The sequence below is a fragment of the Yoonia sp. GPGPB17 genome (assembly GCF_037892195.1).
GTDB lineage: Bacteria > Pseudomonadota > Alphaproteobacteria > Rhodobacterales > Rhodobacteraceae > Yoonia.
In genome coordinates this window covers 3,485,653-3,505,992 of record NZ_JATACI010000002.1, presented here as the reverse complement: position 1 = coordinate 3,505,992, position 20,340 = coordinate 3,485,653, and the positions used below count along the sequence as shown (strand labels likewise).

Genomic DNA, 20,340 nt, shown 5'->3' with positions numbered 1-20,340 from the left:
GTGCTGCTGTAAGATGAACGGCAAAACACGCTGAAGCTACGCATATTGAGCCAGCGCATTCCGCCAAAACCACGCTACAAGCAAAGCAAGTGAACACCGTGGTAGGCCTGTATACTGGGGTGTCCCAGATCGATTCATAAACTAAGCGCGGATTATTGACGCGCGCAAAGAAATTGTTTCGTATGAAAAAAAGCATGTGAAACAAACAGAGGGCGCCATGTCTGAAACACCGATCAAGAACATGGAAGAGTTTTCTGCAATCAGTGGTATCTCCCGGCCGACAGTTTCGAAGTACTTTCACGACCCCGAGAGCGTCCGCCAATCAACGCGGGAGCGTATCGAACGCGCGCTGGAAAAGTACAACTATCGCCCGAACATCTTTGCGATGAACCAGAACCGCAAGCTGACCAAGAACGTCGGCATTGTCGTACCTTTACTGTCTGATCCCTACTTTGCTGAAATTGCGCGCAACCTTGAACAGCGTTGCATTGATGCAGGCTATCGCCCCACGTTGTTTAGCGCGCATGGCGATCCCAATCTCGAAATCGAAGTTCTCGAAAACCTGCGATCGCTTAAGTTTAAGCGGGGGTTCTGCTGGCACCTCTGGGCCGCGCATCACATCGCGACGCTTTGGAAAAATTCTGCGATGATGTCCCAACGCTGATTTTCGATAGCAGCGTTGATGAACTCGGTCTGGCGTTTGTCGGGTCGGACAACTTTCAATTCACCTCGCATATCTCGGACTATCTGTGCCGCACGGGCGAACCACCCTGCTTTTTTGAGATGAAGACACCCGCCAACCCAAACGCTCACCGCCGCATGGCAAAGCTACCTCAACGCGATGGAGGCGTTCGGCCATGAACCGCAAGTGATTTCTATTGAGGGTGAAGGCTGGGGATTTGAGGAAATCGGGCGCGTTGGCGGGCATGAGGCACTGTCGAACAAGCAGTTTTCGACGAATACGATCCTATGCAGCAATGACCGCCTGGCGATTGGCCTGCTGACGGCGTGCTACGAGCAAGGCATTAAAGTTGGTCGTGGTCCGGACTGTGCGATTCGGGTGGCAGGGCAGGATGGGCACCCGCATTCGCGATACACCTGCCCGCCTTTAACGACGATTTCACACGACTATGACGCTGTTTCCAAACATGCGGCTGATAGTTTGCTAGCAGCCATTGACGGGCATGTAGCCCCTTGGAAAAGCACAAGATTAGAGGGCAAATTGATCCTGAGGGATTCCGCCTGAGAGCCCATTTCTTTACGCGCGTAAATTTTATGTTGACGCCGCGTCGCTCTTTCCAATAGCGTTGATGCACAACATCCAACTAGGGAGGATACCGGATGTCTTTGAAGAGCACACTTTGTGCTGCGACTGCGCTTTCGCTGGTGACGGCAAGTAGCGCTTTTGCGGACGGCCATTCAGCAACGATCACCATCGCGACAGTGAACAACGGCGACATGATCCGCATGCAGGGATACACTGACCAATTCACCGCAGAGTCCGGCATCGCCGTCGAGTGGGTGACACTGGAAGAAAACGTACTGCGCCAGCGTGTGACAACGGACATCACCACAAACGGTGGTCAGTTCGACATCATGACAATCGGCATGTACGAAACACCGATCTGGGGTGCCAACGACTGGCTCGTTCCACTCAACGATCTGTCTGCGGAGTATGACGCCGGTGACATCCTGCCAGCGATGGCTGGTGGTCTTTCCTATGACGGCACACTCTTTGCTGCACCATTCTATGGTGAAAGCTCGATGATCATGTACCGCACAGACCTGATGGAAGCTGCCGGTCTTGAGATGCCTGCCGCACCAAGCTGGTCATTCATCGCCAAAGCAGCGCGTGAAATGACTGACCGAGATAATGACATCAACGGTGTCTGCCTGCGCGGTAAAGCTGGTTGGGGTGAAGGCGGCGCGTTCATCACAGCGATGTCCAACTCTTTCGGTGCACGCTGGTTCGACGAAGACTGGAACGCACAATTTGACACACGCGAGTGGTCCGACACGCTGAATTTCTACAAAAACATGATGGACGACAGCGGCCCTGCTGGTTTCGCAACAAACGGTTTCAACGAAAACCTGTCCCTGTTCAACCAAGGCAAGTGCGGCATGTGGATTGACGCAACTGTTGCGGCTTCCTTCGTCACAGGCGCAGATTCCACAGTTGCCGACTCCGTTGGTTTCGCGCTGGCACCAGACAACGGTATGGGCAAGCGCTCTAACTGGCTCTGGGCTTGGGCATTGGCCATTCCGGCTAAGCACCCAACAAGAAGCAGAGGCCAAGCAGTTCATCGAATGGGCAACAGGCAAAGGCTATATCGAGTTGGTTGCAGCCAACGAAGGTTGGGCAAACGTACCACCAGGTGCACGTACATCGCTGTACGAGAACCCTGACTACCAGTCCGTGCCTTTCGCGCAGATGACACTGGACTCTATCCTGTCGGCTGATCCGAACGACAGCACCGTGGACCCAAGCCCATACGTTGGCATTCAGTTCGCTGCGATCCCAGAGTTTGCGGGCATTGCAACCGAAGTAAGCCAAGAGTTCTCTGCCGCTTACGCAGGTCAGCAGTCGATCGAAGAAGCTCTTGAGAAAGCTCAAGCGATCACGAACGAAGCAATGGAAGCGGCTGGCTACCGCTAAGCAACCCTCCTTGCCCGAGGGGCGGCGGCCTCACCCTGCCGCCCCTTGGATTAGCACCTTTCCTAAATGTACTGTCGCCTTAAAAACAGCGCGTGAGACTGCTCCGCCTGTGACCAGAGGAGGTAAATCCAAATGGCTACCAAAGCTTCACGATCCGCGGCCAGACTGATGATGGCGCCCGCTGTGATCCTGCTCTTGGGCTGGATGTTGGTTCCCCTCATTATGACATTGTGGTTTTCGTTCCGCGTTTATCTGCCGCTGCGTGGCGGCGACCAAGGCTGGGCAGGATTTGACAACTATACCCGCTTCGTCACGTCGAGCTCATTCTGGCCCGCGGTTCAGACAACACTGATCATCGTCCTTGGCGTTTTGGCCATCACGGTCATCTTCGGTATCCTGATTGCTCTTCTTCTGGACCAGCCGATCTGGGGGCAAGGCGTCGTGCGTATCCTTGTTATCGCACCCTTCTTTGTTATGCCTACTGTATCCGCGCTGGTCTGGAAGAACATGTTCATGGATCCTGTGAACGGCCTCTTTGCCCACCTCTGGCGGTTTTTCGGAGCGGAACCCGTCAGTTGGCTGTCAGATGCGTCTATGGGCTCGATTGTTATGATCGTCAGCTGGCAATGGCTGCCCTTTGCAACGCTGATCCTGCTGACTGCCGTACAGTCGCTGGACAGTGAGCAACTAGAAGCTGCCGAGATGGATGGCGCCCCCTGGATCAAACGTTTCTGGTTCATCGTTCTGCCCCACCTCAGCCGCGCGATCACGATTGTCATCTTGATCCAGACCATATTCCTGCTTGCGATCTTTGCCGAGATTTTCGTGACCACAGGCGGTGCATTTGGAACGCGCACGCTATCCTATCTGATCTTCCAACGGGTTCTGGAAAGCCAGAACGTCGGTCTCGGTTCCGCCGGTGGTGTCTACGCCATCATCCTTGCAAACATTATCGCGATCTTCCTGATGCGGATCGTCGGTAAGAACCTGGATTAATCACATGGCACGCTCTGTTACCCCCCGCCGGAAGCTACTGAACACAACTGTTGCCTGGGCCATTGGTCTGCTGATCTTTTTCCCGATCCTTTGGACGATCCTGACCAGCTTCAAATCCGAAGCTGAGGCCATTGCGGCCCCACCGATCTTTTTGGGGTTCGATTGGACGCTGGAAAACTACCGCATCGTGATGGAACGATCAGACTACGGTCGGTTTTTGTGGAACTCAATCATCATCGCAGGCCTTTCAACGGTACTTGGCTGCATCATCGCCGTGCCTGCTGCCTGGTCAATGGCCTTTGTACCATCGCGCCGAACCAAAGACATTCTGCTCTGGATGCTCTCGACCAAGATGCTGCCAGCGGTGGGCGTGCTCTACCCAATCTATCTTTTGTTTATTCAGTTCGGCCTTCTGGACAGCCGCTTCGGCCTCGTCGTAGTCCTGATGCTGATTAACCTGCCGATCATAGTGTGGATGCTCTACACCTACTTCAAGGAGATCCCCGGCGAGATCCTCGAAGCCGCCCGCATGGATGGCGCAACACTGGGACAGGAACTGCTTTATGTCCTGACGCCGATGGCCATCCCCGGCATTGCCTCGACGCTGCTGCTGAACTTCATCCTCGCGTGGAACGAAGCCTTCTGGACCCTCAACCTGACGGCGGTTGATGCAGCTCCTTTGACCGCCTTTATCGCAAGTTATTCCAGCCCCGAGGGCCTGTTCTTTGCCAAGCTCAGCGCGGCCTCAACAATGGCCATCGCGCCAATCCTCATCCTTGGCTGGTTTAGCCAGAAACAACTTGTCCGCGGCCTGACGTTCGGCGCGGTGAAATAAGGAACCTGACACATGGGACAAATCCAACTCAAACAGGTGACCAAGTCTTTTGGCGATGTGCAGGTCATTCCTCCTCTTGATCTGACGATCCAGGATGGCGAATTCACCGTCTTTGTCGGGCCCTCGGGTTGCGGTAAATCCACACTGCTGCGTCTGATTGCGGGCCTTGAGGATATCACCACAGGGCATATTGAGATCGACGGCACGGACGCTACTGATCTGGTGCCCGCCAAACGCGGCCTTGCGATGGTGTTTCAATCCTATGCGCTCTATCCGCATATGTCGGTGCGCAAGAACATCGCCTTCCCGTTGCGAATGGCCAAGATGGATCAGGCCGAAATCAACAAACGCGTGAATGCCGCCGCAGAGGTGCTGAACCTCGCCGACTATATCGACCGCCGCCCGGGTCAATTGTCTGGTGGTCAGCGTCAACGCGTCGCCATTGGCCGAGCCATTGTCCGTGAGCCCTCAGCATTCCTTTTTGACGAACCTCTGTCGAACCTTGACGCGGCGCTGCGTGTCGGCATGCGGATGGAGATTTCTGAACTGCACAAAAAGCTCGCTACAACCATGATCTATGTGACACACGATCAGGTCGAAGCGATGACAATGGCCGACAAGATTGTTGTGCTGCAAGCGGGCGTGATTGAACAGGTGGGGTCACCGCTTGAGCTGTACCGCACACCGCGCAATACCTTCGTTGCCGGGTTCATTGGCTCACCGAAAATGAACCTGATCACTGGCGAAGAGGCCGCCAAGCATGACGCGGCGACGATTGGCATCCGCCCCGAACATATTGATGTGGTCGAAAACGGCGGCATGTGGACCGGTACGGTCGGCGTGGCAGAGCACTTGGGTTCTGACACGTTCTTTCACATCCACAATACCGGATTGGCTGAGACGATCACTGTGCGCGCCATCGGCGATGTGAGCCTGAAGCATGGTGACACTATTCACCTGAACCCACGCATGGATGAGTTGCACCGCTTTGGCGCTGATGGCCTGCGGCTTGGATGAAACGGCTGAGCGGCAAGACGGCCCTGATCACAGGGGCAGCACGGGGCATCGGGTTGGCCTTTTCCCAGCGTTATGCGCGCGAAGGCGCAAATGTTGCCATTGCCGATATCGACTATGACCGTGCTATCGCATCGGCAAAAGAGATCGGTGATCGGGCCTTTGCTGTCAACTTTGATGTGGCAGATCAATCAAGCATTGATGCCGGCTGTCGCAGAAACAGTGTCACACTTCGGCCAGATCGACATTCTGATTAACAATGCAGCTATCTTCATCGCCGATCCCATCGTCAAGATCACCCGCAAAGACTACATCCGTGTCTTTGATATCAACGTCAGTGGCACTCTCTTCACGATGCAAGCTGTCGCCAATCACATGATTGACAGTGGCGTCAAAGGGAAGATCATCAATATGGCCTCGCAAGCCGGACGGCGTGGCGAGAGCCTTGTCGCAGTTTATTGCGCGAGCAAAGCAGCGATCATTTCACTGACACAATCTGCAGGCCTGAACCTCATCCAACACGGCATCAACGTGAACGCGATCGCCCCCGGCGTCGTGGATGGTGAACACTGGGACGGAGTGGATGCCTTCTTTGCCAAACACGAGGGCAAAGCGCCGGGTCAGAAGAAAAAGGAAGTTGGCGCAGCGGTGCCCTATGGCCGGATGGGAACGGCCGATGATCTAACTGGGATGGCGGTGTTTCTCGCTTCATCAGACGCCGATTACATCGTCGCGCAAACCTATAATGTGGATGGCGGCAATTGGATGAGCTGATGAAAGATCAAGCGCAGCACGGAACTCCGATGCGGTTAAGCAATGCGAACCTTGGGGATTTACCAACGTCTGTACAGGTGCCCGGATATGACCGGACAGCACTGACGCCGGGCATTGTCCATATCGGGCTTGGTAATTTCCATCGCGCGCATCAGGCTTGGTATCTACATCGTCTGATGCAACAGGGACTTGCGCTGGATTGGGCGATCGTCGGCGCAGGTGTACGGACGGGTGATGCAACCCAACGCGACAAGCTGGCCAAACAGGATTACCTGACGACACTGATCGAACTGAAACCATCGCAGACGTCCGCAGAAGTCATTGGCCCGATGATTGATTTCGTCCCTATTGAAGCGGACAACACGCGTTTGATTGCGCAAATGGCTGACCCCGCCATTCGTATTGTATCACTTACCGTGACAGAAGGCGGGTACTTTATCGAGCCTGCAACAAAGGGCTTTGATGCCCACCATGCGGATATCCAGCATGACGCGGCGCACCCCGAAGCACCGAAGACGGCTTTTGGCGCGATCATTGCCGCCCTCAACCAGCGCCGGAAGGCCGGAACTGGGCCGTTCACCTGTATGAGTTGTGACAACCTGCAAGGGAATGGCGCAATCCTGCGTCAAACAGTGGTTTCACTCGCGCGACTGTCGGACCCTGATCTGGCAAACTGGATTGACCATAACTGCACCTTTCCAAATTCCATGGTGGATTGCATTGTACCCGCCACGGGACCTGACGAGCTAGGCCTTGTGCGCAGCTTAGGCGTCGATGACGCGTCGCCCGTCACGCACGAGAACTTTCGCCAATGGGTGGTCGAGGACAGCTTTTGTGCGGGCAGGCCTGATTGGGACAAGGTAGGCGTGACAATCACGGATGATGTCCACGACTTTGAGGCAATGAAAATCCGTGTTCTCAACGGCGGGCATCAGATCTTGGCCAACGCGGGTGAGCTATTGTCACTTGCGACAATAGCCGAGTGTATTGCAAATGATCTGATCCGCGCCTTTTTTCAGAAGACGGCACGCGACGAGATCTTGCCGCATCTGGTCGCCGTACCTGGCATGGAACCGACGGCCTATGTCACGCTAATCAATGACCGTTTTGCAAATCCCCGTATTGTGGACACAACCCGACGCGTCGCCTTTGACGGCTCATCCCGCCATCCGGGCTTTGTCGTCCCATCCATCATGGACGGGCTAAAACAAGGTACGCCGGTCACCGGGTTGGCATTGGTCGAGGCCGTATGGGCGCGGATGTGCGCGGGAACCCGCGAAGATGGCAGTGAGATCGCAGCCAACGACCCCTTTTGGGATGAGTTGAAGATGGCGGCACAGCAAGCAAAATCATCCTCGCGCGTTTGGCTGTTACAAGAGCAATATTATGGCGATCTTGCACACAACACGCTCTTTGCAGGGCGCTTTGATTATTGGCTGCAGTTAATCTGGCGCGATGGCGTAAAAGCTGCCATGGCAGAGTACATCGGCAACAAAAACTGATTGGCGGTTTGGTGCGGTTTTCCGGCTCTCAAAGCCATTCGTTTTTCGCCTGTCCGCTGTCGTTGCAAAACTTTCACTTGATTTGTCTGTGGTTAGCCCCCACATGCCACGTGCAGACGTTATGCAACTCGACCACTGTTTTCCCATCCGGCTACAGTCTCTCGATTTTGACACTGACTCGGCCAAGCTGTCGCAATCTCGCGGACAGCATTGATACTAAAGGAAAAACACGATGGCTACTGGCACCGTGAAATGGTTCAACACAACAAAAGGCTTCGGCTTTATCGCACCTGACGGCGGCACGAAGGACGTTTTCGTTCACATTTCCGCAGTTGAGCGTTCCGGTCTGACAGGCCTGCAAGACGACCAAAAGGTTACTTTTGACGTCGAAGCTGGCCGTGACGGTCGCGAATCCGCGGTTAACCTCGCACTCGCCTAATCAAGGGCGTTGAAAGATCGTGGCGCGCGGGCCCCGCGCGCTCACACTCTATTGTTTACGTATTCCATCCAATGATCCTGTATTCATTGAAAAAGTGTCTGTCTTATGTGATAATGAGACTGCAACGTTGACTACATCGACCACTGTTTCCCTACCGGCCCAGTCTTTCGATCACGTTTGACCGAGCCGCACCGCTGCACTCCCGCGAGCGGACTACATAAGGAAACAAGGACATGGCTTCAGGCACTGTCAAATGGTTCAACACCACCAAAGGATACGGCTTTATTGCACCCGATGGTGGCAGCAAGGACGTTTTTGTCCACATCTCAGCTGTCGAGCGTTCGGGTCTAACCGGGCTCAAAGACGACCAAAAGGTCAACTTTGACATCGAAGCCGGTCGTGATGGGCGTGAAAGCGCCGTGAATCTGACACTTGCCGACTAAGGCAAATCTATAGGTTTAGCAATTTTTGGAAAAGGGCGCCTGATGCAGGCGCCCTTTTTACTTAATCCAACACGAAAGTGACTTTCATAACGACACGGTATTCGTCGACCTTGCCGTCCTTTACCGTCACTTTCTGGTCCGCGACCCAAGCACCGGTGATCCCCTTGAGCGTCTTGGACGCCCGTTTGATCCCGTTCTCGACGGCGTCGTCAAATGACTTTGAAGATGACGAAATAATCTCTGTAACCTTTGCGACTGACATGGTGTTCTCCCTTTTGGTTAGGTGAAACAGCCTAGCCTCATGCCCCGTTCCAGTCCACATCGTCAGCCTTCTCGACGTGTAACCCGCCATCGGGGAAAGGTACCATGAGCAGCTTGGCATCGTTTTCGCTGCCATCAAGCCACTGTTCACATTGATTTTCTGACAGAATCACCCCCATACGGTGATGAATGTCGCGAACATCCGCCGATGGCGCGCAGGTGATTGTAGCCACTTGGTACACCTGCACCCCACCTGGTCCGTTCCAGACGTCTGAAATGGCGGCAAAATACAGCAATCCGCCATCCTTTCGGGTGATGCGCCACGGCTGCTTACGTCGCTTTTCACCAGTCCATTCATACCAGCCGTTTGCGGGCACAATAGCCCGTTTCACATCAGCAAAGGCGGATTTGTCAAAGACCGTTTCAGAGCGCGCATTGATGATCGTTTCCATCACCGGACGGCCGCGTGCGTTCACGCGTCCCACAGGGATCATCCCCCAGCGCATATGCCCGATGCCATCGCTTGTACGCGTGATAACCTCTTGCCCCGGCGCAATATTCAGGCGCGGGGCATCTGCCATTCCCCAAACCTCTTCGGTCAGGAAAAACCGGCCCGGCATCGCCTACTGCGCGGCTGTCACAAGATCGAGCACAACCGGCCCCATCGCTGCGACAATGACCGAAACACCTTCGGGATTGGGATGAATACCGTCGGCCTGCAAGAATTCTGACATACCTTCCTGCATGCCTGCTGCGGCGCGCAAACCAGACGCAAAGTCAGCGTAAAGCGGCACATCGTATTTGGCCGCGAGATCAACATACATACCTTCGAATTCCTGCTTGTAATCAAGCCCGTAATTCGCCCCGACAGATAGGCCAACCAAGAGCATATGAACCCCCATCTCTTGTCCTGCCGACAGTATCCCATCCAGATTGGCGCGGCTCACAGACGGATCAATCCCGCGCAAATAGTCATTGCCACCCAAAGTCACGATCATCGCATCGACCTCCGGTGTCAGCGTCCAAGCCACCCGACTCAACCCGCCCGCTGTGGTGTCACCCGAAACACCTGCGTTCATGATCGTGACGTCCGCACCTTGCTCTGTAAGCCAAACCTCCAGTTGCGGCACGAACCCATCCTCCTGCGCCAAGCCGTACCCTGCCGTCAGGCTGTCTCCCAGGGCTGCAACGGTCACGGTCTCTGCATGCGCCAATACCGTTGTCAGCAAAAGTGCGGCCCCCAACTTGGCAGCACGCGAAACGGCCCCATATGCAAGGGCAGACCCCCGCACCAAGGCAAATCTGATGAACGACCCTGTTTTATCCATCTCCAACGCAAATCTATCGCTCGACGGCAATGCAGGCCGCGTGGACATTTTGCACGACATCTCGCTTGACGTCACGGGCGGGGAAACGCTGGGGCTGGTCGGGCCGAGTGGGTCTGGCAAATCATCGCTCCTGATGTTGATGGGCGGGCTGGAACAGGCCACATCGGGGCAGATCACCGCTTTGGGGCAGGATCTGACAGCGATGAACGAAGACCAGCTTGCCCTCTTTCGTAGGGACAATATGGGGGTGGTGTTCCAATCTTTCCACTTAATCCCGACGATGACCGCGCTAGAAAACGTCGCAACACCGTTGGAACTGGCGGGTGCAAAGGATGCTTTTGCACGCGCCGAGGCCGAACTGGAGGCGGTGGGTCTTGCAGATCGGATTGATCACTACCCTAACCAAATGTCAGGTGGAGAACAGCAACGCGTCGCCCTCGCCCGCGCGTCAGCGCCGCGTCCGCGTATCCTGTTGGCTGACGAACCAACGGGCAACCTGGACGAAACCAACGGGCAGGCAATCATTGATCTGCTGTTTGATCTGCGTGACCGGCATGGTGCGACGCTGATCATGGTCACCCACGCGACCGAACTGGCCAATCGCTGCGACCGCATTGTGCGCCTGCGCGATGGGCGGGTTGATGCGCCGCTGGCAAAGGCCGCAGAATGAGCCTTGCGATTGCGTCCCGATTTGCCGCGCGCGAATTGCGCGGCGGGTTGCGCGGCTTTCGCGTATTCCTGGCCTGTCTGGCATTGGGTGTCGCGGCGATCGCTGCCGTTGGCACCGTACGCGCGGGAATAGAAGCAGGTCTGAAACGTGATGGCGCTGCTCTTTTGGGCGGTGACGCGGAAGTGGAGTTCACCTATCGCTTCGCACGCGAGGCCGAGTTAGATTGGCTTCTCACCGTCTCTGATCAAGTGTCCGAAACCGTCGACTTCCGCTCCATGGTGGTTGTTGATCGAAACGGGGACACAGAACGTGGCCTTACCCAAATCCGGGCCGTTGATAATCTATACCCATTGATAGGCCAAGTTCAGCTTGATCCCCCAATGCCATTGCCAGAAGCCCTGGCGGACAAAGGCGGTGTCATGGAGCGCGTGTTGGCTGACAGGCTTGCCCTCTCGCCCGGTGATCGCTTCCGCCTGGGCGAGCAGGCCTTCACGCTGCGCGCCATTCTTGATCGCTATCCTGACAATGCCGCTGGCGGTTTCGGCCTCGGACCGCGCACCATCGTACTCACCGATGATCTCGCGGAATCAGGTCTGATTGCTGAGGGCACGCTTTTTTCCACACAATACAGGCTTGATCTGCCCGCCGGGGCAGACCTGCAAGCACTGGAACAAAGCGCGGAGGCCCAATTCCGCGACAGTGGTCTGCGCTGGCGCGACAGTCGTCGTGGCGCTGGCGGCGTCGAGCAGTTTGTTGATCGCATCGGCGCATTTCTGATTTTGGTTGGTCTGTCGGGACTTGCGGTTGGCGGAGTCGGCGTATCCGCCGCCGTTCGTGCATATCTGGCTGGTAAGACAAGCGTTATTGCGACGCTCAAAACCGTGGGTGCAACACGCAAAATCATCTTCCAGACCTACTTCATTCAGATCGGTGTGCTGACCCTGGCAGGCGTGTTGATCGGCGTCATTCTTGGTGCAGGTCTGCCGGTTGTATTTGCACCTCTGATCGAGGCACGCTTGCCAATCCCTGCGGTCTTCACCATTTACCCGGCCCCCTGATCGAGGCTGCTATCTATGGCCTACTTGCCGCACTTGTCTTTACGCTGTGGCCATTGGCCAAGACCGAAGATATCCGCGCCGCAACCCTTTTTCGGGATGCGTTTACAGCCAGTGCGACACTGCCAAGCAAACGCTATCTGGCCGCAATTGCAGCGCTGTTAGTCGCATTGGTCGGCGCAGCCATCTGGTTTTCAGGCACCGTTTTTCTAACGCTTTGGACGGCAGGTGGCATTGCCGGGGCGCTGTCCATTCTGATTGTCGCAGCCATCGTCATCCGCTGGGTCGCACGGCGTTTTCGCAAACCCGCACGCGGCCGCTCCGCGCTCCGCCTTGCCTTTGGGTCCATTGGCGCGCGCGGTGGTGAGGCAACATCAGTTGTGTTGTCGTTGGGCCTGGGGCTTACCGTCCTCGCCGCCGTTGGCCAAATCGACGGCAATCTGCGTAGCTCTTTCTCAAACGATCTGCCAGAGGTGGCACCAAGTTACTTTTTCGTGGACATCCAGCCTGATCAGATCGACGGCTTCCGCGAACGGCTGGATACGGACACGGCCGTCAGCCGTGTCGATACCGCCCCGATGCTGCGTGGTATCATCACTCAAATCAATGGACGCTCTGCAGAAGAGGTCGCAGGCGGGCATTGGGTTACCCAAGGCGACCGCGGGATCACTTATGCGGATGCACAGCCCAAAGGCACAGAAGTGACAGCAGGCACTTGGTGGCCAGAAAACTATGACGGCCCACCCCAGATCAGCTTTTCCGCAGAAGAGGCCATCGAGATGGGCTTGCAACTGGGTGACATGATGACGGTGAATGTGCTTGGCCGCGATATCACCGCCGAAGTCACCAGCTTTCGCGATGTCAGCTGGGAAGACGCCGGCATCGGATTTGTCCTTGCCATGAATCAGGGAGCGCTTGCAGGCGCACCGCATAGCTGGATTTCAACCGTCTATGCCGAGGAAGAAGCCGAGGCGGCAATCCTGCGCGATCTTGCAACCGCCTATCCCAACATCACCGCGATCCGTATTCGCGATGCGATTGATCAGGTGATCGAACTGGTTGGCGGGATTTCAGCCGCAACCCGGTATGGGGCGCTGATCACGCTGGTCACGGGGTTTTTGGTTTTGGTTGGCGCAGCCGCAGCCGGTGAAAGGGCGCGTACGTTTGAGGCAGCGGTGCTGAAGACCTTGGGCGCGCCACGCAGCAGGATCATTACAAGCTTCGCGTTACGTGCCGCGATCCTTGGCTTTGCTGCCGGGACCGTTGCTTTGGGGGCCGAGCATCCTGGGCGGCTGGGCAGTGTCTACTTTCATTATGGAAACGGGCTACACCATCATCTGGTCGAACGCTTTGATGATCATCGGGGGTGGCGTGCTCGCCTCGCTTTTGGCGGGGTTGGCCTTTGCCTGGCGCCCGCTTTCGGCCAAACCGGCGCAAGTACTGCGGGCGCGCGAATGAGCGATCCCGCCTTCTTTGGCTATGGGAGCCTCGTCAATCTGGCGACGCATACCTATGACGATCCGCGCCCGGCTGTTCTGCACGGGTGGCGGCGTATTTGGCAACGAACAAACCTGCGTAAAGCGGCGTATCTTTCTGTCGTCCCCTGTGCACAAACCGCTTTGCACGGTGTCGTTGCCCGGGTTCCCGGTGCAGATTGGGCGGCACTTGATCAACGTGAAGCCGCCTATCAGCGCCATGACGTCAGCCAAACAATCCAACATGATGGCGTGATTGCCCCTACGGCTGTCTATCAAGTCAGGGCAGAGCATGTGGCAAAGGCCGAGGGTCACCCCATTTTGCTCAGCTATGTTGATGTCGTCGTGCAAGGTTACTTGCGGGTGCATGGCGATGAAGGTGTGGCGCATTTCTTTGAAACCACGGACGGGTGGGACGCGCCCGTTCTGGATGATCGGGCAGATCCGATCTATCCGCGCCATCAGACCCTCAGCGCCGCAGAACGCGCATTGACCGATCACCACCTATCGGCGGTGATGCAGAAGGCTGAATAAGCGCGCTTGCCGGGCAAAGGGTTCCGCTGTTTCAGATTCAGTTTCTTGCTTTGCCATCACACTGCGTGCCAGCAGCAGAGCAACCAGCGCAAAGACCGCACCACCCAGATACTGCCCGAATAGCACGCCCGGTGCCCCGAACCAGGCAGCCCCCACAATAACAAAGGGGATGGTGCCAAGCGTATGTCGCCCCCAATTCACAATTGTTGAATAGAACGGATGACCAAGGTTGTTGAAAGCGGCATTGGCCACAAAGATGACGCCGTTGAAAAAGAACATCAGCGATAGTGGGCCTGCGAAGAGGAAAACAATGGTCAACGCGATCCCGTCCTCCAGCTGGAACAGCATCTGAATACCGGGCCGTGCAAGAAAGAACAGACCGGACACAACGACAACCACCAGCGCCGTAAACAGCAACCCTTCACGAAACGCGCCGCGTACGCGGTCGTCCAAACCCGCCCCGGCGTTCTGTCCAATAATCGGGCCGATAGCACCAGAGAGGGCAAAAATGATCCCAAAGCCAACCGGTGTCATACGTGCGACGATAGCCATACCGGCGACAGCCTCTTCCCCGAATTCGGCCATAGCGCGGGTGACATAGGCCTGCCCGATCGGGGTCGCCAGCTGGGTCAGGATTGCGGGGACGGCGATGGCAAGAATGGGACGCAGATCAATCGTCAGACTACCGGGGGTTGGTTTATCAAAACCGCCGTAGTGCCGGATCAGGGGAAGCAACGCAGTGATCGCAATAACCACACGGGCGCAAACGCTGGCAAGAGCCGCACCGGTCAGTTCCAGATCGAACCCGAAGATCAGGATTGGATCAAGAACGGCATTGACCAACCCACCCCAGATCGTCGCCATCATCGCGCGGCGCGCATCACCATGCGCCCGCAGGATCGCCCCACCGATCATGCCGATCATCAGGAAAGGCAATGATGGCACGATGATTTGCAGGTAATGAACCGCAAGGTCGAGTGTTTCGCCGGTCGCCCCAAGAAGCGAGGCAAGATAGCCAAGATTGAACCAGACCATTGCCGCGAAGATCGCCCCAAAAATCACACCGTAAATCAGCGCATTCGTCGCTCGCCTGCGTGCCTCCTCTGGCTCACCTGCCCCCAATGCGCGGGCAACCAGTGCGCCCGCTGCAATCGCCATGCCGATGCCAAAAGATGTTGTGAAAAACAGGATCGCACCGGCATAACCGACAGCCGCTGCCAATTCTGCCTTACCCAGCATCGAGATAAAGATCATGTCGACAAAGTCGACAAGGAACACCGCCATCAAGCCAATAGATGCGGTCAGCGACATGACAGAGATATGCCCAAACAGGCTACCTTGCGTGAATTTGGCCTGGGCGTCGGCGGTCTTGGTATCGCTCATCTTGTCAGTGCGCCCTGCGTTTTGGGTTTGATAACGCCATGGAACGCAGGACATTGCGCAGATTTCAAGACATTTCAGCCGTCGAATGTGGGCCGTGTCTGCAACAATGGCATCACATCTGCCATTTCAGGACCGCGCTGACGCCCCGTGACAGCCTTGCGCAACGGCATGAACAGGCCCTTGCCTTTGCGCCCGGTCGCCTCTTTGACGGCTGTCGTCCACTCACCCCAAGTCTCTGAGGTATAAGGCAAAGGTGGCAACATGGCGAAAGCTTCGGCTACGAATGCGCGGTCCTCATCTTCGACCAATGGTGTTGCGCCGTCGCGGAACAGTGTCCACCAGTCGGCAACCTCATCAAGGCTGTTGATGTTGTCGCGTACAACAATCCAGAACGGCTCTTTCATGTCATCGGGGACACCCGCCGACGTGAGAACATCGGCCACGTCGCCTGACCCAAGGGTTGCCAGATGACGCGTTGTGAGCGGGATCAGGTCCTGGGCGTCGAACTTTGTGGGCGCCGAGCCGAATTTGGATACATCGAAACCGGCCACCACTTCGGTAATGTCGCTGCGCAACTCAACTGGGTCAGAGGACCCCAGACGCGCCATTAAGGACAGGATCGCTTGCGGTGCGATGCCTTGCTTGCGCAGATCACGCAGGGCCAATGTGCCGAGGCGCTTTGACAGCGCCTCGCCGTGTGGGCCGGTTAACAAGGAGTGGTGCGCGAAACGCGGCACATCACCACCCAGCGCTGCGATCATCTGGATCTGCGTGGCGGTGTTGGTCACGTGATCAGACCCACGCACAACATCCGTAATGCCCATTTCAGTATCATCCACCACGGACGCCAGGGTGTAGAGGATTTGGCCATCATTCTTGAACAAGACCGGATCACTGACCGAGGCCGCATCGATTGAAATGTCACCGATGATCCCATCGGTCCATTCGATCCGTTTGTGATCCAGCTTGAACCGCCAATGCGAGCCGCGTTCGGCACGTAGTGTATTCTTTTCGTCGTCAGAAAGGTCCAGCGCCGCACGGTCATAAACCGGGGGCTTGCCCATGTTCAGCTGTTTCTTGCGCTTGAGGTCAAGCTCAACCGGGGTCTCAAAACACTCATAAAGCTTACCCATATCAATCAGCTTTTGCTTGGCCGCAAGGTAGTTTTCCATGCGTGCGGATTGGTGTTCGACCCGATCCCATGTGAAGCCGAGCCACGTCAGGTCTTCTTTCACGCCTGCGATGTACTCATCCTTCGAGCGCTCGGCGTCCGTGTCATCAATCCGCAGAATGAACGTGCCGCCCTGTTGCCGCGCGATAGCATAGTTAAAAAGGGCCGCGCGCAGGTTGCCAATATGCAGCCAGCCGGTGGGGGATGGGGCGAATCTGGTGGTGATCATAGGTGCGTCTCCTGTTGGGGCGCTTTGAGCATGAGACGGGTAAGATGTCCAGTTTGGCACGCGTTACACCGGGGCGTTGCCCCTCGCCCCTAAGTTTGATTTGACAAGAAAGGCGGCCTTAAGTTGGCGTCACTGGCCAGCGTTTGCCCAAATCATCGATGCCAGCACGAATGATCTCTGCGACCACATCCAGATCGACGTCCGTCAGTTTGTTGATGTAAAGGCATGATTTGCCAAGCTTATGCTTGCCGAGGCGGTCCAGAATGGGCTGAAAATCAGCATAACCGGGCATGATATAAAGCGACAGGCTCGCCTTGCGCGGACTGAAACCGGTGGCGAGAAAGTCGCCACTACGCCCGCTTTCATAGGCATAGTGATACTGACCATACCCGATGATTGTCGGACCCCACATTTGGGGTTGCCACCCGGTGACATCTCGAAACATCTTATCAAGCACCGCTGCATCCGCGCGTCGGGTCGGGTGCTCTACCGCAGCGATGAAATCATCCGCGCTTTGGTTCGTTACCTGGGTCTTATTATCGGCCATGCATGTTTTTAGCATGGTTTAGGTCGGTCTCAAAGGCAGCGCCTTCGCGGACTTCCCATATCCCATTGGGCGCGCCACGCACGTCGGTTCTGCCTTCAATAAGGTACTTGCCGCGCTTTTCCAGCCGGATACTGATCTGATTGACGATGTCTTGAGATTCATGGGTCAGATGGATAACGTCAAATGGCGTGTCTCCCTCGTCGGTCTTGAATGTGAGCCTTGTGTGTTTGGCAAGAAGCGGAATGTGCCTTCTGATATGCTGCAGGTCGTCCAATGCGATTGACGCTTGCGGCGACGTCATACTGACCGCCTCATCGCTGATCGTCATTTTAATCTTGGGCGGGTGCCTTGGGAAAGCCGCCCAGAGGCCAACCGCAAGCAAACCCGGTCCCGGCAACAGGATTAAAATGTCAGATATGCTGTCAATTGCCGAGAGACCGAAAAGAAAGACCAGCAACGTCAGCGGCAGCCCTATCATGATCAACAACCCGCCACCAAGCTGCCGCATCTTCTGGTTCTCCCTGATGACCGTATCAGTCATCAAAGGTGTCTGATTTGAAACCTGCGACAAGCGTTTCAAACTGCTCAGTATATTTGGCCAGCCGTTTGGCGTCTTTTGTTGAACTCAGAAACGGCTTGCGCCAAGCCTGTCACCATGACATCCTTGCCATCAGCGACGTAGCCCGCCCGTTGATAAGGTGCCAGGCTTGCGCAGCGTATATCGGGCCGCTTGGCCCGCAGATAAGCGTATTCCTCTGTCGGGAATGTGTTGGGCAGGCTCAGATCGTGCAACGCCATGCAGCCGACTAATGGGCGCAGGCTATCATCGCCCAATTTCAGCGACATCAGACTGAGTTCACGCAAATTGGGAAGTGCGCAAAGCGGCTCCAGCGTGTCGATCAACTGGGTCGAATTCATACCGCTAACCAGCGTGAGTGTTTCCAACCCGATAACCTTGCCAACCGGTTCAATATCGTTTGCGTAGCGTATGTCATCAAGCACCAGATACCGCAGATGCATACCCGCCAGTGGCGACAGATCGGCCAGTTTTTGCACCCACCATAGGTTTAACAGGTTCAACCGTGGCATCTGCCGCAGTGGTTCAAGCGTTGTGGTTCGCAGCCCTTTGAAGCTCAGTGCTTTCACATCAACACACGTGCACAGATGGGTGAGTTCCTTTTCGTTCACCGAATAGCCAAAGGCCGCATCACCAGTCAGTGTTTGCTTGATATCGAGAATCCGGTGCAATGTGCCATCGACAAAGACATGCCCTCCCTTGCCCTCAGGCACCCGCGCCGGGCCGCAGGCGGCATCAAGTGCCAGACTTAGTTTGGCATGGGTCTTGAATTCTGGTTCAGCTGTCATCCCGCCAACGGTTGACGATTGGATAGCGTCGGTCAAGCCAGAACGCCCGATCTGACAAACGCGGCCCGGGGGCAGATTGAAAGCGTTTGTATTCGCTGATGTAGATCAAGTGTTCGACCCGCTTAACCGTATCCCGGTCATACCCGGCGGCCACGCAATCGGCGACCGAGGCTTCACTATCCACCAGCATCATCAAGATACCGTCGAGCACGTCATAGGGCGGTAGGCTGTCTTCGTCCTTTTGATCGGGGCGCAGTTCGGCTGAGGGTGGCTTGTCGATAATCGCGACCGGGATCACCTCACCCTCCGGGCCCTTCATCCAGTCACGGTGGTTCGCATTGCGCCAGCGCGCGGCCTCGAAAACGCGGGTCTTGTACATATCCTTGATCGGATTGTAGCCGCCCGCCATATCGCCATAGATCGTGGCATAGCCAACCGCGACCTCGGATTTGTTGCCAGTCGTCAAAAGCATCTCGCCAAACTTGTTTGACTGCGCCATCAGCAGCAGACCGCGAATACGGGATTGAATATTTTCCTCGGTCAGGTCCGCTTCCAGCCCGTCAAAAAGAGGCGCAAGCGCTTCGGTCACGGCGGCACGTGGCCCGGCAATGCTGATCGTATCGTATTCGCAACCCAGCGCATCCGCAGCGGCGGCCGCATCATCCAGTGACCCCTGCGAGGTGTATTCGGACGGCAGCATCACACAGCGGACATTCTCGGCGCCCAGCGCGTCAGTGGCGATCGCCGCGACGATTGCGCTGTCGATCCCACCTGAGAGGCCAAGCAGCGCTTTCCTGAACCCGGTCTTACGCATGTAGTCGCGCAGGGCTTCGACCATCACACGGTAGTCCTGCTCCATCGTGTCAGGCAGCGTCGCCTTTTCGCCATCCAGCGCAACCCACCCCTGATCGGTCAGCTCAAAATCGACATGCGCCAGCACGCTTTCCATGATCGGCATCTGTACAGCCAATTTTCCGCCACGATTGAGGACGAACGATCCACCATCAAACATCTGATCATCCTGTCCGCCGACCAGATTAATATAGACCAGCGGCACATCATTCTCGATCACCCGGCTGACCATGTTGTTCATGCGGATGGGAAACTTACCCCGGAAATAGGGCGACCCATTGGGAACAACCAAGATCTCAGCCCCACTTTCGACCATGGCTTCGCAGACGTCCGGGTACCACGCGTCCTCACAAATCGGGTTGCCGATACGCGCGCCGTTGTTGTGCGCATATGGACCTGCGATATCGGCACTTTTGAAAAGGCGCACTTCGTCAAAGACGTTGAAGTTGGGCAAGAAGTGTTTCCGCGCACGCGATACGATCTGCCCATCGCGCAGGGTGAAATAGGCATTATAAAGGCGCTCTTCCTCAACAACCGGCGCGCCGATGGACAAGGCCGGACCATCCGCACAATCCTTAGCCAGCGCCAACAGATGCGCCATCGCATCCGCGACGAAGGCAGGTTTGGCGACCAGGTCCTGTGTCTGGTAGCCGGTCAAGAACATCTCTGGCAGGGCGACCAGATCAGCACCCGCAGCCTTGCCTTCGGCCCAAGCTGCACGCGCCTGATCGGCGTTGTCCGCAATATCCCCAACCGTGGGATTTAACTGTGCCATGGTGAGGCGTAGAAATTTTGTCATAGTTTTGTCCCA

Annotated in this window: 17 protein-coding genes and 4 pseudogenes; 12 read left to right on the top strand and 9 right to left on the bottom strand. The window is 56.2% G+C overall.

The window, feature by feature from the left end; translation table 11 throughout:
- Positions 1-217: 217 nt before the first annotated feature.
- From QTO30_RS18520 to QTO30_RS18480, 9 genes and pseudogenes are all read left to right on the top strand, one after another.
- Positions 218-1,246: pseudogene (locus QTO30_RS18520) on the top strand (LacI family DNA-binding transcriptional regulator).
- Positions 1,247-1,341: 95 nt separating this feature from the next.
- Positions 1,342-2,656, top strand: a pseudogene (locus QTO30_RS18515) (ABC transporter substrate-binding protein).
- A 132-nt stretch (positions 2,657-2,788) separates the two neighbouring features.
- Positions 2,789-3,652, top strand: coding sequence for a carbohydrate ABC transporter permease (locus QTO30_RS18510; RefSeq protein WP_340425518.1), 864 nt, complete (start codon positions 2,789-2,791; stop codon positions 3,650-3,652).
- A gap of 4 nt (positions 3,653-3,656) precedes the next feature.
- The gene (locus tag QTO30_RS18505; protein ID WP_340425517.1) at positions 3,657-4,487 is read left to right on the top strand and encodes a carbohydrate ABC transporter permease; all 831 of its coding nucleotides are present in this window, start codon (positions 3,657-3,659) and stop codon (positions 4,485-4,487) included.
- Between the two features lie 12 nt (positions 4,488-4,499).
- Positions 4,500-5,504 carry an ABC transporter ATP-binding protein gene (locus QTO30_RS18500; RefSeq protein WP_340425516.1) on the top strand — a complete coding sequence of 335 codons (1,005 nt, stop codon included), beginning with the start codon at positions 4,500-4,502 and terminating at the stop codon, positions 5,502-5,504.
- Positions 5,501-6,275: pseudogene (locus QTO30_RS18495) on the top strand (L-iditol 2-dehydrogenase). Before QTO30_RS18500 ends, QTO30_RS18495 begins: the two are co-directional and overlap by 4 nt.
- Complete coding sequence (locus QTO30_RS18490) at positions 6,275-7,777, top strand: mannitol dehydrogenase family protein (protein ID WP_340425515.1); 1,503 nt, start codon at positions 6,275-6,277, stop codon at positions 7,775-7,777. The pseudogene QTO30_RS18495 and the gene QTO30_RS18490 overlap by 1 nt, the downstream one beginning before the upstream one ends.
- Positions 7,778-8,009: 232 nt before the next feature.
- A complete protein-coding gene (locus QTO30_RS18485; protein WP_340425514.1) occupies positions 8,010-8,216 on the top strand; it encodes a cold-shock protein in 207 nt (68 codons plus the stop codon).
- Between the two features lie 233 nt (positions 8,217-8,449).
- Positions 8,450-8,659 carry a cold-shock protein gene (locus QTO30_RS18480; RefSeq protein ID WP_055291916.1) on the top strand — a complete coding sequence of 70 codons (210 nt, stop codon included), beginning with the start codon at positions 8,450-8,452 and terminating at the stop codon, positions 8,657-8,659.
- Between the two features lie 61 nt (positions 8,660-8,720).
- Here QTO30_RS18480 and QTO30_RS18475 read toward each other — a convergent pair whose 3' ends face one another.
- From QTO30_RS18475 to QTO30_RS18465, 3 genes are read right to left on the bottom strand one after another with little or no spacing between them, the layout of a single operon-like run.
- Positions 8,721-8,921: a dodecin family protein gene (locus tag QTO30_RS18475; protein WP_008231134.1), complete on the bottom strand. Its 201-nt coding sequence runs from the start codon at positions 8,919-8,921 to the stop codon at positions 8,721-8,723.
- Positions 8,922-8,958: 37 nt separating this feature from the next.
- Positions 8,959-9,540, bottom strand: a complete 582-nt coding sequence (locus tag QTO30_RS18470) for an SOS response-associated peptidase (protein WP_340425513.1) — start codon at positions 9,538-9,540, stop codon at positions 8,959-8,961.
- Positions 9,541-9,543: 3 nt separating this feature from the next.
- Positions 9,544-10,248 carry an arylesterase gene (locus QTO30_RS18465; RefSeq protein WP_340425512.1) on the bottom strand — a complete coding sequence of 235 codons (705 nt, stop codon included), beginning with the start codon at positions 10,246-10,248 and terminating at the stop codon, positions 9,544-9,546.
- Here QTO30_RS18465 and QTO30_RS18460 point away from each other — a divergent pair.
- The 3 genes and pseudogenes from QTO30_RS18460 (at position 10,226) to QTO30_RS18450 (ending at position 13,982) form a co-directional block, all read left to right on the top strand.
- Positions 10,226-10,918, top strand: coding sequence for an ABC transporter ATP-binding protein (locus tag QTO30_RS18460; RefSeq protein ID WP_340425510.1), 693 nt, complete (start codon positions 10,226-10,228; stop codon positions 10,916-10,918). The genes QTO30_RS18465 and QTO30_RS18460 overlap by 23 nt on opposite strands.
- Positions 10,915-13,431 (top strand): annotated as a pseudogene (locus tag QTO30_RS18455) (ABC transporter permease). Before QTO30_RS18460 ends, QTO30_RS18455 begins: the two are co-directional and overlap by 4 nt.
- Entirely contained in the window at positions 13,428-13,982 is a 555-nt protein-coding gene (locus QTO30_RS18450) for a gamma-glutamylcyclotransferase (protein ID WP_340425509.1), read from the top strand. The pseudogene QTO30_RS18455 and the gene QTO30_RS18450 overlap by 4 nt, the downstream one beginning before the upstream one ends.
- On the opposite strand, the gene QTO30_RS18445 is transcribed toward QTO30_RS18450, so the two are convergent.
- The 6 genes from QTO30_RS18445 to QTO30_RS18420 all read right to left on the bottom strand — a co-directional run bounded on the left by QTO30_RS18445 (position 13,953) and on the right by QTO30_RS18420 (position 20,328).
- Positions 13,953-15,365: an MATE family efflux transporter gene (locus QTO30_RS18445; RefSeq protein WP_340425508.1), complete on the bottom strand. Its 1,413-nt coding sequence runs from the start codon at positions 15,363-15,365 to the stop codon at positions 13,953-13,955. The two genes, QTO30_RS18450 and QTO30_RS18445, sit on opposite strands and share 30 nt — an antisense overlap.
- A gap of 74 nt (positions 15,366-15,439) precedes the next feature.
- The gene (gene gltX, locus QTO30_RS18440; protein ID WP_340425507.1) at positions 15,440-16,765 is read right to left on the bottom strand and encodes a glutamate--tRNA ligase; all 1,326 of its coding nucleotides are present in this window, start codon (positions 16,763-16,765) and stop codon (positions 15,440-15,442) included.
- 118 nt (positions 16,766-16,883) lie between these two features.
- Positions 16,884-17,312, bottom strand: coding sequence for a DUF1801 domain-containing protein (locus QTO30_RS18435; protein ID WP_340425506.1), 429 nt, complete (start codon positions 17,310-17,312; stop codon positions 16,884-16,886).
- Positions 17,302-17,853, bottom strand: coding sequence for a hypothetical protein (locus QTO30_RS18430; RefSeq protein ID WP_340425505.1), 552 nt, complete (start codon positions 17,851-17,853; stop codon positions 17,302-17,304). The genes QTO30_RS18435 and QTO30_RS18430 overlap by 11 nt, the downstream gene beginning before the upstream one ends.
- A gap of 44 nt (positions 17,854-17,897) precedes the next feature.
- Positions 17,898-18,713 (bottom strand): hypothetical protein, encoded by an 816-nt coding sequence (locus QTO30_RS18425; RefSeq protein ID WP_340425504.1) that lies wholly within the window; start codon positions 18,711-18,713, stop codon positions 17,898-17,900.
- Positions 18,667-20,328, bottom strand: a complete 1,662-nt coding sequence (locus QTO30_RS18420) for an NAD+ synthase (RefSeq protein WP_340425502.1) — start codon at positions 20,326-20,328, stop codon at positions 18,667-18,669. The genes QTO30_RS18425 and QTO30_RS18420 overlap by 47 nt, the downstream gene beginning before the upstream one ends.
- Positions 20,329-20,340 lie beyond the last annotated feature (12 nt).